The sequence below is a fragment of the Colwellia sp. MB02u-6 genome, from assembly GCF_014077095.1.
Lineage (GTDB): Bacteria > Pseudomonadota > Gammaproteobacteria > Enterobacterales > Alteromonadaceae > Cognaticolwellia.
Window position 1 is genome coordinate 163,365 of sequence record NZ_JACGVG010000037.1, and the last position, 16,349, is coordinate 179,713.

A 16,349-nucleotide genomic window follows, 5' to 3' on the forward strand; every position below is an offset into this window, starting at 1 on the left:
TTCCGGCAATGGAAAAACAACTGCCTTTAAAGGAAGAAGTGGCAAACTTACACTGGTCATTTTGGCTAGGTGTAGCGTTTTTCGTTGCTGTTATTGTCGCAATATTATCGTTTGGTATCTTTCTCAATAAAAATTTAAGTTCGGAAGAGTCAGCACCGGTTACCTCAATTGCGATTGCCGGTGAAATGCCATATACCACGCGATTAGATATTGAACGTGCGATAGAACAAGTGCATTTAGGCAATTTTTTCAACTTAGATGTCAACGATGTTCAGCAAAAAGTGGCTAAGTTGCCATGGGTTTATTCCGTTTCAGTACGGAAAAAGTGGCCTGATGAATTGAAAATTTATGTTGTTGACCAAAAACCTATTGCCCACTGGAATGGTGATTTTCTACTTAACGCTAATGGCAAAGCGTTTCAGGCTGATGTGCAACGTCTTGTTAAGCAATTACCCGCATTTTTTGGTCCAGAAGGTAGTGAACAAATAGCCTTAAAGAACTTTAGAAACTTGAACAAACTATTAGATTTTAGCCAACTAGCCATTGATGAATTAGTACTAACTGAGCGTTTTGCTTGGCAGTTAATCTTAAATGATGGTGTGACCATTAATTTAGGACGTGATAATCGTGTAGAACGCATACAGCGTTTTATGGACATTTATCCGGAAATTAAATTGAATAAAAAGCAGGATCAACAAGTCGATTATGTTGATCTGAGATACGATACTGGTCTAGCCGTTGGTTGGAAAGCCGCGAATAATAAAGAAAGAGTTTAGCCTTAATGCCAAAAATAACTGAAAGAAATTTAGTGGTTGGATTAGATATTGGAACGTCAAAAATTTCAGTAGCAGTTGGTGAAATCACGCTTGACAACCAGCTGAGTATTGTTGGTGTTGGTAATCAACCGGCACGTGGCATGGATAAAGGTGGCGTTAATGATTTAAACCTAGTTATTCAGTCAATTCAGCGGGCTATTAATGAAGCAGAATTGATGGCTGACTGCCATATTACGTCGGTATATCTTGGTATTTCGGGTAAACATATTAGTTGTCAAAATGAGAACGGTATGGTGCCTATTAACGATAAAGAAGTTATGCAAGACGACGTTGATAACGTTATACATACTGCCCGTTCAGTCCCTATTTCTGCCGAGCGTCGGATGCTACATGTTTTGCCACAAGAATACAGTATTGACTGTCAAGACGGTATTAAAAGCCCGATTGGTATGTCAGGTGTACGAATGGAAGCAAAGGTTCATATCGTGACTTGTGCCAATGACATGGCAAAAAATATTGTTAAATGTGTTGAACGTTGTGATTTAAAAGCTGATCAACTGATTTTTTCTGCGCTGGCTTCTAGCTATGCAATATTAACGGATGATGAAAAAGAGCTGGGCATTTGTATTGTTGATATGGGCGCTGGCACCATGGATATCGCGGTTTTTACCGGTGGAGCTTTACGTCATACCGCGGTAATTCCCGTAGCGGGCAATCAAGTGACTAGCGACATTGCAAAAATTTTTCGCACGCCACTGAGCCACGCGGAAGACATTAAAGTTCAGTATGCTTGCGCATTACGCCAAATGGTGAGTATGGAAGAAAATATTGAAGTGCCTAGTGTGGGTGGACGTCCTGCGCGGTCTATGTCACGTCATACATTAGCAGAAGTTGTTGAGCCTAGGTATCAGGAATTATTTGAACTAATCCAAGCAGAATTACGTGAATCTGGTTTAGAAGAGCAAATTGCTGCGGGTTACGTATTAACGGGTGGTACAGCCAAAATGGAAGGTGTGGTTGAATTTGCTGAAGAAGTGTTTCAAATGCCAGCACGCGTTGCCAAGCCTTTTGATGTCTGTGGATTGAAAGAGTATGTCAACGACCCCACATATTCAACGGTAGTTGGCTTGTTGCATTACGGTATGCAGGCTCATCAGCAAAAAAATAAAGAGCAAAAGAAAAGTGAATCAGTTGGGAGCATCGGCTCGAAAGTACTTGCTTGGTTTAAAGGTGAATTTTAATTAGCTGCTTTGGCGGCTAGTTAGGCCAGTGCCAATTATTTAATGGTATTGGTCTTAGAAAGTAAAAAGAGTTTTGGTGGAACAAAACGTAACAAAAAGTGGAGATAATAAATGTTTGAATTAATGGAAGATCATAACGAAGAAGCAATTATCAAAGTCATCGGTGTTGGTGGTGGTGGTGGCAATGCGGTAGAACATATGGTGTTACAAACCATAGAAGGTGTTGAATTTATCACCGCAAATACCGATTCACAAGCACTACGCAATTCGGGCGCTAATGTGACTTTGCAGCTAGGCCATAATGTGACCAAAGGTCTAGGCGCTGGCGCTAACCCTGAAATTGGTCGTCTTAGTGCAGAAGAAGACAGAGAAACCATCAAAGAAGCACTTAAAGGTGCAGACATGGTGTTTATCGCCGCAGGTATGGGTGGAGGTACAGGAACAGGCGCCGCGCCTGTGGTTGCTGAAATAGCGAAAGAAATGGGTATTTTGACTGTTGCGGTAGTGACTAAGCCATTCCCATTTGAAGGCAAAAAACGGATGAATTATGCCGATCAAGGCATTGAATTTTTATCAAAAAGTGTTGATTCACTGATCACTATTCCTAATGAGAAACTATTAAAAGTCTTAGGGCCTGGCACCAGTTTGTTAGATGCTTTTAAAGCAGCCAATGATGTTTTATTAGGTGCAGTTCAAGGTATTGCTGAACTTATTACTCGTCCAGGACTCATAAACGTTGATTTTGCCGATGTTAGAACTGTGATGTCTGAAATGGGCACGGCGATGATGGGTTCAGGTACAGCATCAGGTCCTGATCGTGCAGAAGAGGCAGCAGAAGCTGCAATTTCAAGTCCATTACTTGAAGATGTTGATTTGGCAGGAGCTCGTGGCATATTGGTTAATATTACAGCCGGTATGGATATTAGTATTGATGAGTTTGAAACTGTTGGTAATGCCGTTAAAGCCTTTTCTTCTGAAAACGCTACTGTGGTGGTTGGTGCAGTTATTGACCCGGAAATGACAGATGAACTAAGAGTAACTGTTGTTGCCACGGGTATTGGTGCTGATCGCAAGCCTGATATTACGTTAGTTAACCCAACACCGATCGCAGAGCCGCAAGTGGTTGGTGGTGATTATACACCAAGCGCACAGCCAGAGTTATCGTCAAACCCGGTCACTATGCCAGAAGCAAATGCTCAAGCGCAAAGAGTGACAGCAACAGAGCTTGATGATTATTTAGATATTCCAGCATTTTTACGCAAACAAGCCGATTAATACGGGTCAGTGAAGCTAATTGAATACTACTAAAAATTTGGGATTTTGATTTTGTTAGGCTTTTTTGATATATTACGTCTCCGCTTATCCAGTGGCGGCTAATTAATACAAAAATATAGGCTTAAGAAGGCTATTTATGATTAAACAACGTACGTTAAAAGAAAGTGTCTCTGCTATTGGTGTAGGGCTACATAAAGGTGAAAAGGTGCAGATTACTCTCCGTCCTGCACCCGCTAACACCGGTATTATTTTTCGCCGAGTTGATTTAGATCCCGTTGTCGATATCCCCGCGACACCGGAAGCTGTCGGTGAAACTACTTTATGTACGTGTTTAGTGAATGAGCAAGGTGTTCAGATCTCCACCGTCGAACACTTGCTTTCTGCTGTTGCAGGCTTAGGTATTGACAACCTTATTGTTGAGGTTGACTCATCTGAAATTCCAATTATGGATGGCAGTGCTTTACCTTTTGTTTACTTAATTCAGTCGGTTGGCATTGAAACGTTAAATGTTGCTAAACGTTTTTTACGTATTACAAAAGCAATACGTGTTGAAGAAGGCGATAAATGGGCCGAACTGAAGCCTTATGAAGGCTTTCGAGTCAATTTTGCAATTGAATTTGAACACCCTGTTATTGTAAATACTTGTCAATCGATGAGTATGGACCTTTCAAGTTGTTCATTTATCAAAGAAATTAGCCGTGCGCGTACTTTCGGTTTTATGAAAGATATTGAGTTTTTACGCTCTCATAATTTAGCCCTGGGTGGCAGCTTAGAAAATGCTATCGTGTTAGACGAATACCGTATGCTTAATAAAGATGACCTGCGCTATGATGATGAATTTGTAAAACATAAAATTCTTGATGCCATTGGTGATTTGTATATGGGTGGTGTGAGTATTTTAGGTGAATTTAATGCCTTTAAATCTGGCCATGCTCTCAATAACATCTTGTTACGTGAAGTATTTAAACAAGTTGATTGTTTTGAATGGGTTACGTACGAAGATACAGTTCAATCACCTATTGAATTTCAAGAGATTAATGCGGCTGCTTTTTAATCCCGCCGCTTATTGGCAAAGGCCCATAAATCAAACCAGTCGATGTACTGGTTTTTTTATGTCCAGACTGTTCATAGCCAGCTCGGTTAATTGTTCGCTGTGGTTTTGGCAGACTGAAGTTTGATTTAGAAAACACCGGCTCAAGGCTGTAAACTATTTGCAGGCGTCAAAGCACCGGTTAAGCCTTCGTAGTCTTAAGTCTAGGTTGGATTTTAATCCCTTGGGTTTATGTCTTAACGCTGGCAGCTAAACAGCTAATATTATTGGATATAGCACAAAGAGATACAACCTTTATTGCTGTTATCAGTGTTATTACTGCAACAAACTATGGCTAAAATACATTGCTAAAAGTGATTGCTAACTTGCTTATAGCAAACTATTTATTAGCGTGGGCAGCTAACTTTTCGATTTTTTTACGTAAACTCTCAGGCGCAGTTGCCGCGATTTTTAATAAATCTGCGGCAGTAGCGGCTGAAATTTTTGAATTAATAGCGTTGGGGATAACCGTTTTTTCCGGCACTTTATGTCGAAAAGGTGTGATTTTTATTTCTATTTGATTAAACTCATTGTTAGTCACTTGGGTGAGTTCGCGGCAAATATTCATTCTTTCAAATTGTAAACGTTGGCTCCAAACAGCAGATTTTACCTCAATAATAATGGCATTCGCTTTGAAATTAGCTATTTTGAAGACATCGGCTGGTAGGTCTGGGCAAATTTGGCGTACAATGTCCGACAATACGGTTAAAGAGTTGGTTTTTGCGGCTATTTGTGCCAAAGTGCCTGACGTTGAATTAAACAGCGCTGACATGTCTGTGGGGATTCTAGATTTTCGTGCCATAGGTCAGCTCTGAACAAATGATAAATGATATATGAGTTTAACATTACTATACCGTGGAAAGAACGTTAGATTTTCAATGAAGCTAAATAAGTTGCATTGGCTATCTGCTCTCGTTGCCTTTGCCTTGGTTTCTGGGCTTATTGTGCATTTAATTGCTTCAGCAGATGACGTACCACAAAATCCGGCTTATCTCCTGTCAAGTTTACCCATTATTGATAACTTTAAAGTCAACAGCCAAGTAACCGCAGTAACCATGAAATTGGCTGAGTTACAAAGCCAAGTGTTGAGGTTAAATGCTTTAGGCGATCGCTTAGCAGATGAAGCTAGCATTCCAGATAATGAATTTAATTTTCAACAAGCGCCGCCTAGCGGTGGCCCAATGTATCAGGTTGATCACGTTAAGCAAAAAAGTTTAGCCGAATTGAGCCAAGGTATAGACGTACTGGCAGAAACACTTGAACATGAAGAAAAACAATTAAAAATGCTTGAATCTGTTAGTTTTGGGCACCATATAGAAAACACTCGGTATTTATCTGGTCGACCAATTACTAAAGGTTGGTTGTCATCGTATTTCGGATTACGTAAAGACCCTTTTAATGGTAAACCTGCCATGCATAAAGGTGTTGATTTTGCCGGCAGTGAAAACGATGACATTATTGCCACGGCATCAGGTGTGGTAAGTTGGGCGAGTTCTCGTTACGGTTATGGTAATTTAATTGAGATTAATCATGGTGATGGTTTAAAAACTCGCTACGGTCATAATAAAACTATAGTAGTATCTGTTGGTGATGTAGTTAACAAAGGTCAAGTTATTGGCAAAATGGGCAGTACAGGACGCTCGACAGGGCCACACGTACACTACGAAATTTTACGTAATAACCGACAAATAGATCCAAAAAAATATGTTTATCGTAAAGCAAAATAATGCAAAATGATAACTTTTGCTCTAATTTCAGTTGTTTAAAATAGAACTGGCATTACAATACTAAGCAAGTTTATGTGATCGGCTCAACCGATCATTTTATTTTCAGTTGAAGATATTCTTCTCAATATGGTTTAACACGATGTTTGTAAATATAATGACAAAACTGTTTGGTAGTCGAAATGATCGATTGCTTAAACAAATGCAGAAAGAAGTAAGTAAGATTAATGCCCTAGAGCCAGTTTTTGAGGCACTCAGTGATGAAGAACTAAAAGCAAAAACACCTGAGTTTAAAGAACGTATTGCACAAGGCGAAGAGCTTGACGATCTTCTTCCTGAAGCTTTTGCGGTAGTACGCGAAGCGAGTAAACGGGTATTTGGTATGCGCCATTTTGACGTACAAATGATCGGTGGTATGGTGCTCAATTCTGGTAAAATAGCAGAAATGCGTACCGGTGAGGGTAAAACACTTACCGCCACCTTACCGTCTTATTTAAATGCACTAACCGGTAAAGGTGTGCATGTAATTACGGTCAATGACTATCTTGCTAAGCGAGATGGAGATTGGAATCGGGCATTATTTGAGTTTTTAGGCATGACGGTTGGTTGTAATGTCGCGGGTATGGCACCAGAAGATAAGCAAGCCGCTTATAATTCGGATGTGACTTACGGTACTAACAACGAATTCGGTTTTGATTATCTGCGTGATAACATGGCTTTTTCGCCAGAAGAACGAGCACAAAAACCATTAAATTTTGCGGTTATCGATGAAGTTGACTCGATATTAATTGATGAAGCACGTACACCGCTGATTATTTCTGGCCAAGCAGAAGATAGCTCAGCGCTTTATCGTAGTATCAATCTTGTTGTCCCCACACTAGTTCAACAGGAAGAAGAAGATAAAGAAGGTGAAGAAAGCACCGGTGACTTCACTATCGATGAAAAAGCCAAGCAAATTTATTTAACCGAGCTTGGTCAAGTTCGTATCGAAGAAATTATGCTCGAAAAAGGCTTGATGCAGCAAGGAGACTCACTTTTCTCTGCGGCAAATATTACCTTATTACATCATGTTATGGCCGCGTTACGTGCACATAAGCTATTTCAAAGAGACGTAGATTACATCGTAAAAGATGGCGAAATTGTTATTGTTGACGAGCATACCGGACGTACCATGGAAGGCCGTCGTTGGTCAGAAGGTCTACATCAAGCTGTTGAAGCAAAGGAAGGTGTAGATATTCAAAATGAAAATCAAACACTGGCATCAATTACCTTCCAAAACTTTTTCCGTATCTATAATAAACTGTCAGGAATGACAGGTACTGCCGACACTGAAGCGTTTGAGTTTAATCATATTTATGCTTTAGAAACCGTAGTTATCCCAACAAACCAGCCAATGGTACGTAAAGATTTACCTGATTTAATATACTTAACAGGTGAAGAAAAGTTTGAAGCTATTTTAGAAGATATTAAAGATTGTGTTAAGCGTGGTCAGCCAGTGTTGGTGGGTACCATCAGTATTGAAACCTCAGAATTTCTGTCGTCATTCTTAAAGAAAGAAAAAATTAAGCACAAAGTACTTAACGCTAAATTTCATCAACAAGAAGCTGAGATTGTTGCCGATGCCGGTAAAATTTCCGCAGTGACTATTGCCACTAACATGGCGGGTCGTGGTACCGATATAGTACTAGGTGGTAACTTAACCACTACGCTTGAAAAGCTAAATAATCCAAGTGAAGAGAAAATTGCTGAAGTTAAAGCGGCTTGGCAAGTAGAGCATGAAAAAGTATTAGCAGCTGGTGGTTTGCACATTGTTGCGACAGAACGTCATGAATCTCGTCGTATTGATAACCAATTGCGTGGTCGTTCGGGTCGCCAAGGTGATGCGGGTTCAACACGTTTTTACCTGTCAATGGAAGATAGTTTGATGCGAATTTTTGCTTCAGAGCGTATCGGTAACATGATGCGTAAACTCGGCATGGAGCACGGTGAAGCTATTGAACACCCTTGGGTAACTAAGAGCATTGAAAACGCGCAGCGTAAAGTTGAAGGCCGTAACTTTGACATTCGTAAGCAATTACTTGAATTCGATGATGTTTCAAACGATCAACGGAAAGTTATTTACGAACAACGTAATGAATTAATGGATGAAGCAGATATTGCTGATGTGATTACCGCGATCCGCGCCGACGTGGTTAATGGCCTAATTGGTCAACATATTCCGCCACAATCGTTAGAAGAAATGTGGGATATTACTGGCTTAGAAGAGCGTTTTAAAGGCGAATTGACTCTTGAACTACCTATTGCAAAATGGCTAGAAGAAGACAGTAATTTACATGAAGATACGTTACGTGAAAAAATCTTAGATACAGTTGATGCAAGTTATGCGGCCAAAGAAGAAATGGTTGGCGCTGAAGTTTTACGTCAATTTGAAAAAGCGGTTATGTTACAAAGCTTAGACTCGCATTGGAAAGAGCACCTAGCGGCGATGGATCATTTACGTCAAGGCATCCATTTACGTGGTTACGCGCAAAAGAACCCGAAACAAGAATTTAAACGCGAGTCGTTTGAACTGTTTGCTGAGTTACTTGATAACTTAAAATACGACGTTATTGGTATCTTAAGTAAGGTGCAAATTAGAGCAGAATCTGATGTGGAAGCCGTTGAAGAGCAACATAGAAAAGCCGATGAATTGCCAAAAGAGTTTAAGCATGAATCAGCTTCAGCGCCAGAACAAGCAAGCTTGCCACGTGTGGGTCGAAATGAACCATGCCCATGTAATTCAGGTAAGAAATATAAACAGTGCCACGGTAAATTAACTTAAGCAATCAACAAGTAAATTGTTGATAAATGCCAGTCAAGTGACTGGCATTTTTATTTTCAGGATATAGGGTATATCAGGATCACATGGCCGTTCCAAGCTATCCATGGCTGCACGGCATTAGTGTATCCTTGCACGTTAGATGAAAGAGTAACATATGTGCAGACATCCTATTTTTTCAGGCATGGTTGTTTTGTCTAGGGTTGTTTATTTGTAGGTCGGACTTCAGTCTGTCAACTGTTAAGCTAGCGATTAACCTGATGTGCCAACAAACATCTGCAGCGGGTATAATTTTTTATACTGGTTTGACTAATTAGTTGAGCTCGTTTTTTACTTCAAGCATTAAAATGTGCAGATAATAAATTAACTTGGTATTAGATAAGTATTAGATAAGTATTAGATAGGTATTTAGGATAAATAATGATAAAAATTGTGCATGTTGCGGTTGGGGTGATCAAGCAAGACCATAAGTTTTTCCTCACTAAACGATTAGCTGATAGTCATCAGGGGGGCAAATGGGAATTTCCTGGTGGAAAAGTTGAAGAAAATGAAACTGTTCATCAAGCGCTTCATAGAGAGCTAAAAGAAGAAGTCGCCATTGAAACCCTGACGTGTACACCATTAATGCAAATTAGCCATGACTACGGTGATAAAAAGGTGTTACTAGAGGTATTTGTCGTTGATAACTTTAACGGCCAAGCAAAAGCTTTAGAAGGGCAGCAATCAGGTTGGTTTAGCTTAGCAGAGTTCGCTACTTTAAACTTTCCAGCGGCTAATCAAGCCATTATTGAAAAGCTGCTAAAAAATTATCAATAATATTTTTTCGCTGCTCCACTCTAACAATCGCGGTAGCATTAACATTAACAGCGCTTATGTTAAGTAGGTCATATTTTACTAAGTTGATTAATAACCTGCGTATTTTTTAATGGTTAAAATGAAGAACTATCGCGTGATAGAATTTATAAGGTAAATAACACTTTATTAAATTTTATACCTGGTATTTAGCCATCTTTACACCAGAAAAAGGTGATGACTTAATTAATCAAATGGGTCTTACTCAGGCTCAACAAAGAATTTATTATGTTGTAAAAATTCCGCTTCTAAAGCATCGAGCATCTCTTCATTTAACTCAACAGCACCTTGCACGGGTTGGCTAATTTTATGATTCTCGTCAGCCCAATCACCAATATCAATTAACTGGCAACGTTTACAACAAAATGGACGATATTGACTTTCTTCTTGCCAAATGACTTCTTTTTTACAAGTGGGACAAGCTACTTTTAGTGTCATAATAATTACTACCTACTTAAAATTGTTATGTCATTATAAGAGAAATTTACTTAAGCGGCTAGGGGGAACCATAAGCTTTCAGTTAGAAGTTCAGCAGCTTAAAGCTAACAACTATGTCGATACTGATAGCTTAAAACTAATCACTAACAACTATTAACTGTGTTTATTTACACCGAGCCAACTGGAAGTGGGTTGTTTGTTTTGAGTATTTACGGCCGCTTTCATTGCAGGGCATCATAAAGCGTATTGAGTAGCGAAAACGGTTACCACTAATGGTGGGATAAAAAGGTAGATGATCCGCAATCTTAATACGTAATAATATTAATCCTTCGCCATTGTCTTGGTAAAAGCCACTATCGGTTGTTATTTCCTTAAACTGGGTCCGTTGACGAACAAATTTTAACACCAGTGATAAAGCGGCACTGATTTGTGCCAGTAGCGACAGCCAATGGCGGCATTGTGCTTCAACTTCAGTGCTTGGTTGGCTTACCCAAAACTGTAATTGTGGTAGATCAAAGTGTGAACTGCCGCCCTGAATCGCGAAACGTTGCTTTAACGCCATCAAAAATTTATCCTCTTTGAATTGCAACCACTTAGGGCTAGGGACTTTTAATTGGCTGGAGAGGGCAAGCGTTTGTTTTAAGTTATCTTCGAGGGCGGCGCTGTCAATATTGGGGATTTTTGACCAAACCACTAAATTTTGTTCTAGTTTTTCTAAGTCTTTAATCAAGTCACCGCGTATATCATTACGATCAAGGGTATCTAGAATGGCAAATAAAGCATTAAAAAACACACTGTGGCTAGTGGCCATATTGTATTGTAAGCAATCTGAAGCTTGGACAAATAATTGCTCAAGTTTTAAATAATTACGAATACGCTCATTGAGCGGATGTTCATACAGTATAGCGGTCATTAATTAGAAACTTTTTTGAAAATGAGTGAGTGATGTCTTTATAGTACGCACAGCTTGGTAAAATGGCGAATTATTTTATCAAAAACACTGGCCAAAGGCTTACTTATCAAGGCTAGGGTGGAAAGTGCTGGCAGATAATAACTGGTATTTTTGAGCTAAAATAATCACCTGTTCGCGAATGTCTTCTAGACTTTTATGCTGATTATTGATGATGTCATCAGCAAAGCTGAGGCGTTGTTCACTCGGCATTTGGCTCGCTATAATCTGCTTAATTTCTGCCGCTGAACTTGGATCACGTGCTAAGGTGCGTTCAACTTGGCTTGCTTCGTCAACATTAACCACTAAAACCCGGTTGACCATTTTATGTAGATTATTTTCTAGCAGTAAGGGGGCCACTAGTAGGCAATAGCTGCTTTTGGCCTGCGCTATTTGGTTGACTATTTCTGCTCTAATTAACGGGTGTAATAAATTATTTAACCAAGCTTTATCTTGAGGCTGACTAAAAATTCGGCTGCGCAGTTTTGTTCTGTTAAGCTCACCCTTATCATCAATATAGTCAGCGCCAAAATGCGCTTTAATCGCTAATAGTGCTTTACTGCCGGGCTGTACAACAATACGGGCGGCAATATCGGCATCAATAATGTCGATGTTTAATTCGGCGAAAATATCACTGACGGTGGTTTTGCCACTGCCAATGCCGCCGGTTAAGCCTATAATAAATTCAGACATAAATAACTCCACTAAGTTCGGTGTTTAAGTTAGCTGTCTATGCCGTTTGCACAGAACAGATTTTTAAGCTTTAAGTTTGACGCGGTCAGTTATCAGTTTCACCTAACTTGCCAGAGGCGATTGTTTTACTGAAAGCTTGTTTACTGACAGCTTTCTTTCTGTCTTTGAAAGCTTTTTAAGTCAATGTACTTAAATACCACGACCAAATGCCATTACCCCAGAGTAGCGTTATCCAACCTGCAACCGCTAAATAGGGGCCAAAGGGAATCACTTGCTCTCGCTGGTGATTTTTAAATACCATTAGGCTAATACCAATAACAGCGCCAACGGCTGAGGCCATTAAAATCAGTAAGGGTAATAATTGCCAGCCTAACCAAGCACCAAAAAGCGCCACCAATTTAAAATCACCATGACCCATACCTTCTTTGCCGGTCATTAACTTAAATAACCAAAATATACTAAACAAGCTCAAGTAACCGGCAACCGCGCCAATAACCGCCTCGTTTAATGGCACAATACTGCCATTAATGTTAACCAATAGCCCTAGCCATATTAATGGCAGCGTTATTTGATCAGGTAATAGCATGTGATCAAAATCAATTAAGGTTAAACAAATTAAGCCCCAAGTTAATACTAATAGCATGAGGGTGGTAAAGCTAACACCATAATTGGCCGCAATAACCAGACTTAATAGTACAGTGGTTAATTCAACTAACGGATAACGCAGCGCTATTTTTTCCTGACATTGACTGCATTTACCGCGTAAACATAACCAACTTATGACAGGAATGTTTTCGTAAAAACGAATTTTATGTTGGCAAGACGGGCAGCTAGAGCTTGGCGTTGACAAGGTAATAATCGCTTCTACAGGCTTGACGGGTTTAGCGAGTTCATCAGCTAAAAACTCACGACATTCGCTTTTCCAACCTTGTTCTAGTATTTTAGGTAGGCGATAAATAACCACATTTAAAAAGCTCCCTATCAGTAAAGAAAAAACGATGACAACACTATAGAAAAATGCGGGTGAGTTGGTCATTAGTGTAATAAAGTCAGTCAAAAGAATAGGCCTCAAAATGTAGGTGATTTATATTAATGGCTTTGATTAAATAATGCCAAGTGAACAAAAAAACGATGACAAGCATCGCTTTAATTTTATCCTATTAAGTCAATGCATATGGCCAGTATTTTAAGGTAACTTATACCACCATACCAATTTGAAAAATAGGTAAATACATGGCAATAATTAAGCCCCCGATAACCACACCTAGCACCGCCATAATCATTGGCTCAAGCAGTGTGGTTAAATTGTCCACCGCATTGTCAACTTCTTGCTCATAAACTGTAGCCACTTTTGCCAGCATATCGTCAACTGAGCCAGACTCCTCACCAATGGCGACCATTTGCACCACCATATCAGGAAAAATAGCACAATTGCGCATGGCTAAGTTCATTTGCATACCTGAGGTTACTTCAGCGCGAATCTCTAAAATAGCCTCACGAAATACCGCATTACCTGAGGCCCCAGCAGCAGACTCTAACGCATCGGGTAAAGGTACACCAGCGGCAAAGGTGGTTGATAAGGTTCTGGCATAACGAGCCACGGCTGCTTTTTTTAGCACGTTACCAATAACAGGGATTTTTAATATTTTTCTATCAATGCTATTGCGAAAAGTCAGACTATTGGTATGGGCTTTTTTAAAAAAGTAACTGCCAATAAATAGCCCAGCAAGGCCAAAATACCAATAGGCCTGCATAAATTCTGATATCGCAATAACCAGTAAAGTAAAACCGGGTAGCTCTGCACCAAAACTAGCGAAAATGTCTTGGAATACCGGCACGACAAAAATCAATAAAACTGAGGTCACAATAAAGGCGATAACTAAAACAGAAATAGGATAAGTCATGGCTTTTTTGATTTTTGCTTTTAGTGCTTCTGCTTTTTCTTTATAGGTCGCAATACGTCCATAGATAGTTTCAAGTGAACCCGATTGTTCACCTGAGTTAACTAAATCACAATATAAGTCATCAAAATATTTTGGGTGCTCACGCAAGCACTCAGACAGCGGGATACCCGATTGTAATTTGAGACCGATAGTAGCGAGTAATTTTTGCATATTAGCATTGTTGTGGCCAGAGCCGATCATTTCAATGGTTTGCACTAAGGGAACGCCAGCCGATAACATGGTGGCAACTTGGCGAGTAAGTACCGCTATATCAACCGGCATGATTTTTTTATCGCCGCCCAGACCAAATAAAGGTTTAGCTTTTTTGCTGACTTTACCCGGGGTTATACCTTGCTTACGCAGCTGGGCTTTAAGCTCTAAGATGCTGGTGGCATTAAGCTCACCATTGATTTTTTTACCTTTGCGGTTTAGCCCTTGCCATTTATAAACATCAAGCGCTTTAACTTTACTTTTTCTGTTTTTTACTTTTACTGTTGAAGAAACAGTCATGGGCTTAACCTAATTTTTTTATTGTCTAGTTATTTTCTAGTTATTGTCTAATTATTGTCTGGTTATGATTAAGCTTATTGCTAGTCATAGTGCTAGGTTAATTTTTATTATTGTTATCTTTATTGTTACATTGAGCTTATCGCTATTATTTACATTTGGCAATTTTTAGCCAGAGATCGCAGGTTAGCGAACAGCATTTATTGGCTAAGGGACAATAAAGAACGCTGACCATTTTTAATCAACCAGTGGCATATAATGTTAAGTGCTCTGGCAGTAGAGTGCTTAAGCGTTGGTCACCCGATTAACTTCTTCTAAACTGGTGACCCCTAAAGCGGCTTTTTCTAGCCCTGACTGACGTAAATTATTGTAGCCTTCACGTTGGCATTGGGCAGCAATATCTAAGGAGTTAGCGCCGTTCATAATTAAGTTTGCGGTAATGTCACTAATTTTTATCACTTCATAAATACCCACTCGACCTTTATAGCCGCTGGTGCAAAAATCGCACCCCATAGGTTTAAATAATTTTATCTCGCTAACTTGCTCAGGTAAAAAACCTTGCGCAAGCAGTTCACTTTTGGGTACGTGTTCTTCTGCTTTGCATCGGGTACATAATCGTCGGGCCAATCGCTGAGCGATAATAATGGTGACTGAACTGGCAACGTTGTATGACGGCACGCCCATATTTAATAAACGGGTTAAGGTTTCTGCGGCTGAATTAGTATGTAATGTTGATAAGACTAAGTGGCCAGTTTGTGCGGCTTTAATGGCAATTTCTGCGGTTTCTAAGTCACGAATTTCACCAACCATGACAATGTCGGGATCTTGGCGTAAAAATGAACGTAATGCACTGGGAAAGGTTAAGCCGGCGCGGGTATTAATTTGTACTTGGTTAACGCCTTCAAGGTTAATTTCAACAGGATCTTCGGCGGTAGAGATATTTCGCTCTTCGGTATTTAAAATATTTAAGCCGGTATAAAGTGAAACCGTTTTACCTGAGCCGGTTGGCCCAGTGACTAATATCATACCTTGTGGTTGTGCTAAGGCGTCCATGTAAATTTGCTTTTGCTTGGGCGCATAGCCCAGCATGTCTATGCCTAACATGGCACTTGACGAGTCAAGAATACGCATAACCACTTTTTCGCCCCACATGGTGGGCAGGGTACTGACTCGAAAATCAATCGACTTCTTTTTAGATAAGGCTAATTTAATACGGCCATCTTGTGGCACACGACGTTCAGCAATATCTAATTTTGACATCACCTTTAAACGTGCGGCCATGCGCGCGGCTAGTGCTACTGGAGGCCTAGCCACCTCGTTTAAAATACCGTCAATACGAAAACGAATACGGTAAGACTTTTCATAAGGTTCAAAATGTAAATCTGACGCACCTTTACGAATAGCGTCGAGCAGTATTTTATTGATATAGACCACAATGGGCGCATCTTCTTTATCGCCAAGGCCAATATTTTCTTCTTGCTTTCGCTCTTCTTGAACATCAATGCCAGCTAATGCTTTCGCGTCGATATCAGAAATACCAAGCGCATCGCTGTCGGCTTCCAATAGTTTTTCAATACAATGGCTTAACGCGGTTTCGTTGGCAATCACTAACTCGGTCGCATAGCCGGTATTAAACTGAATTTCTTCTAGGGCATCAAGATTAGTCGGATCAGACATGGCAACAAATAACACTTTGCCACGTAAATATAACGGTAGGGCGTTGTGTTTACGGATCAGTTTCTCGTTACGTATACCCTCAGGAATTAGCGAGGTATCAAAATGTTCTAAGTCGATTAATGGACAACCAAAACTACGCGACAGGGTGCTCGCAATATCTTTAGCATTAATTTCTTTGTCTTCAACTAAATAGCGCAAAAAAGGCTTATTCTGCCGAATAAAGTCAGCACTAATTTTCTCTGCTTTTTCAGTCGGGACAACGTTATGCTTAGATAGCGCAGAGAGTAGGCTAGATTGTTGATGCAGTCCTTTCATAAATCTCTAAAACTCATTAAATATCAACAGTTACAGTGTAACTGTTTAGTT

Annotated in this window: 14 protein-coding genes; 7 read left to right on the forward strand and 7 right to left on the reverse strand. The window is 39.9% G+C overall.

All coding sequences use genetic code 11. The annotated features are described in order from the left end of the window. Nucleotides 1–8: 8 nt before the first annotated feature. The 4 genes from H4J46_RS14655 (at nucleotide 9) to lpxC (ending at nucleotide 4,346) form a co-directional block, all read left to right on the forward strand. A complete protein-coding gene (locus H4J46_RS14655; RefSeq protein ID WP_259365889.1) occupies nucleotides 9–776 on the forward strand; it encodes a cell division protein FtsQ/DivIB in 768 nt (255 codons plus the stop codon). Between the two features lie 5 nt (nucleotides 777–781). Then, nucleotides 782–2,017: a cell division protein FtsA gene (ftsA, locus tag H4J46_RS14660; RefSeq protein WP_182234187.1), complete on the forward strand. Its 1,236-nt coding sequence runs from the start codon at nucleotides 782–784 to the stop codon at nucleotides 2,015–2,017. A gap of 111 nt (nucleotides 2,018–2,128) precedes the next feature. Further along, on the forward strand, nucleotides 2,129–3,292 hold the full coding sequence (gene ftsZ, locus H4J46_RS14665; protein WP_182234188.1) for a cell division protein FtsZ: 1,164 nt from the start codon (nucleotides 2,129–2,131) through the stop codon (nucleotides 3,290–3,292). A 136-nt stretch (nucleotides 3,293–3,428) separates the two neighbouring features. Beyond that, nucleotides 3,429–4,346 (forward strand): UDP-3-O-acyl-N-acetylglucosamine deacetylase, encoded by a 918-nt coding sequence (lpxC, locus tag H4J46_RS14670; RefSeq protein ID WP_182234189.1) that lies wholly within the window; start codon nucleotides 3,429–3,431, stop codon nucleotides 4,344–4,346. Between the two features lie 376 nt (nucleotides 4,347–4,722). Here the strand turns inward: lpxC and H4J46_RS14675 are convergent, their stop codons facing one another. Next, nucleotides 4,723–5,184, reverse strand: coding sequence for a DUF721 domain-containing protein (locus tag H4J46_RS14675; protein ID WP_182234190.1), 462 nt, complete (start codon nucleotides 5,182–5,184; stop codon nucleotides 4,723–4,725). 76 nt (nucleotides 5,185–5,260) lie between these two features. Between H4J46_RS14675 and H4J46_RS17570 the strand changes: the two genes are divergently transcribed. From H4J46_RS17570 to mutT, 3 genes are all read left to right on the forward strand, one after another. Beyond that, nucleotides 5,261–6,109, forward strand: a complete 849-nt coding sequence (locus H4J46_RS17570) for a M23 family metallopeptidase (RefSeq protein ID WP_310650251.1) — start codon at nucleotides 5,261–5,263, stop codon at nucleotides 6,107–6,109. A gap of 139 nt (nucleotides 6,110–6,248) precedes the next feature. Next, the gene (secA, locus tag H4J46_RS14685) at nucleotides 6,249–8,927 is read left to right on the forward strand and encodes a preprotein translocase subunit SecA (RefSeq protein WP_182234192.1); all 2,679 of its coding nucleotides are present in this window, start codon (nucleotides 6,249–6,251) and stop codon (nucleotides 8,925–8,927) included. A 417-nt stretch (nucleotides 8,928–9,344) separates the two neighbouring features. Then, on the forward strand, nucleotides 9,345–9,740 hold the full coding sequence (gene mutT, locus H4J46_RS14690; RefSeq protein WP_182234193.1) for an 8-oxo-dGTP diphosphatase MutT: 396 nt from the start codon (nucleotides 9,345–9,347) through the stop codon (nucleotides 9,738–9,740). A 237-nt stretch (nucleotides 9,741–9,977) separates the two neighbouring features. On the opposite strand, the gene yacG is transcribed toward mutT, so the two are convergent. The 6 genes from yacG to pilB all read right to left on the reverse strand — a co-directional run bounded on the left by yacG (nucleotide 9,978) and on the right by pilB (nucleotide 16,298). Then, the gene (gene yacG / locus H4J46_RS14695; RefSeq protein WP_182136586.1) at nucleotides 9,978–10,214 is read right to left on the reverse strand and encodes a DNA gyrase inhibitor YacG; all 237 of its coding nucleotides are present in this window, start codon (nucleotides 10,212–10,214) and stop codon (nucleotides 9,978–9,980) included. 163 nt (nucleotides 10,215–10,377) lie between these two features. Continuing rightward, entirely contained in the window at nucleotides 10,378–11,127 is a 750-nt protein-coding gene (zapD, locus tag H4J46_RS14700; protein WP_182234194.1) for a cell division protein ZapD, read from the reverse strand. 99 nt (nucleotides 11,128–11,226) lie between these two features. After that, nucleotides 11,227–11,856 carry a dephospho-CoA kinase gene (gene coaE, locus H4J46_RS14705; RefSeq protein ID WP_182234195.1) on the reverse strand — a complete coding sequence of 210 codons (630 nt, stop codon included), beginning with the start codon at nucleotides 11,854–11,856 and terminating at the stop codon, nucleotides 11,227–11,229. A gap of 175 nt (nucleotides 11,857–12,031) precedes the next feature. After that, nucleotides 12,032–12,913 carry a prepilin peptidase gene (locus H4J46_RS14710; protein WP_404851800.1) on the reverse strand — a complete coding sequence of 294 codons (882 nt, stop codon included), beginning with the start codon at nucleotides 12,911–12,913 and terminating at the stop codon, nucleotides 12,032–12,034. Between the two features lie 139 nt (nucleotides 12,914–13,052). Then, nucleotides 13,053–14,309, reverse strand: a complete 1,257-nt coding sequence (locus H4J46_RS14715) for a type II secretion system F family protein (protein WP_182234196.1) — start codon at nucleotides 14,307–14,309, stop codon at nucleotides 13,053–13,055. Between the two features lie 282 nt (nucleotides 14,310–14,591). Next, nucleotides 14,592–16,298: a type IV-A pilus assembly ATPase PilB gene (gene pilB / locus H4J46_RS14720; RefSeq protein WP_182234197.1), complete on the reverse strand. Its 1,707-nt coding sequence runs from the start codon at nucleotides 16,296–16,298 to the stop codon at nucleotides 14,592–14,594. Nucleotides 16,299–16,349: the final 51 nt, after the last annotated feature.

Coding starts and splice junctions, on each gene's coding strand:
- H4J46_RS14655 (WP_259365889.1), top strand. CDS start 9: ATGGAAAAACAACTGCCTTTAAAGGAAGAAGTGGCAAACTTACACTGG.
- ftsA (WP_182234187.1), top strand. CDS start 782: ATGCCAAAAATAACTGAAAGAAATTTAGTGGTTGGATTAGATATTGGA.
- ftsZ (WP_182234188.1), top strand. CDS start 2,129: ATGTTTGAATTAATGGAAGATCATAACGAAGAAGCAATTATCAAAGTC.
- lpxC (WP_182234189.1), top strand. CDS start 3,429: ATGATTAAACAACGTACGTTAAAAGAAAGTGTCTCTGCTATTGGTGTA.
- H4J46_RS14675 (WP_182234190.1), bottom strand. CDS start 5,184: ATGGCACGAAAATCTAGAATCCCCACAGACATGTCAGCGCTGTTTAAT.
- H4J46_RS17570 (WP_310650251.1), top strand. CDS start 5,261: ATGAAGCTAAATAAGTTGCATTGGCTATCTGCTCTCGTTGCCTTTGCC.
- secA (WP_182234192.1), top strand. CDS start 6,249: ATGTTTGTAAATATAATGACAAAACTGTTTGGTAGTCGAAATGATCGA.
- mutT (WP_182234193.1), top strand. CDS start 9,345: ATGATAAAAATTGTGCATGTTGCGGTTGGGGTGATCAAGCAAGACCAT.
- yacG (WP_182136586.1), bottom strand. CDS start 10,214: ATGACACTAAAAGTAGCTTGTCCCACTTGTAAAAAAGAAGTCATTTGG.
- zapD (WP_182234194.1), bottom strand. CDS start 11,127: ATGACCGCTATACTGTATGAACATCCGCTCAATGAGCGTATTCGTAAT.
- coaE (WP_182234195.1), bottom strand. CDS start 11,856: ATGTCTGAATTTATTATAGGCTTAACCGGCGGCATTGGCAGTGGCAAA.
- H4J46_RS14715 (WP_182234196.1), bottom strand. CDS start 14,309: ATGACTGTTTCTTCAACAGTAAAAGTAAAAAACAGAAAAAGTAAAGTT.
- pilB (WP_182234197.1), bottom strand. CDS start 16,298: ATGAAAGGACTGCATCAACAATCTAGCCTACTCTCTGCGCTATCTAAG.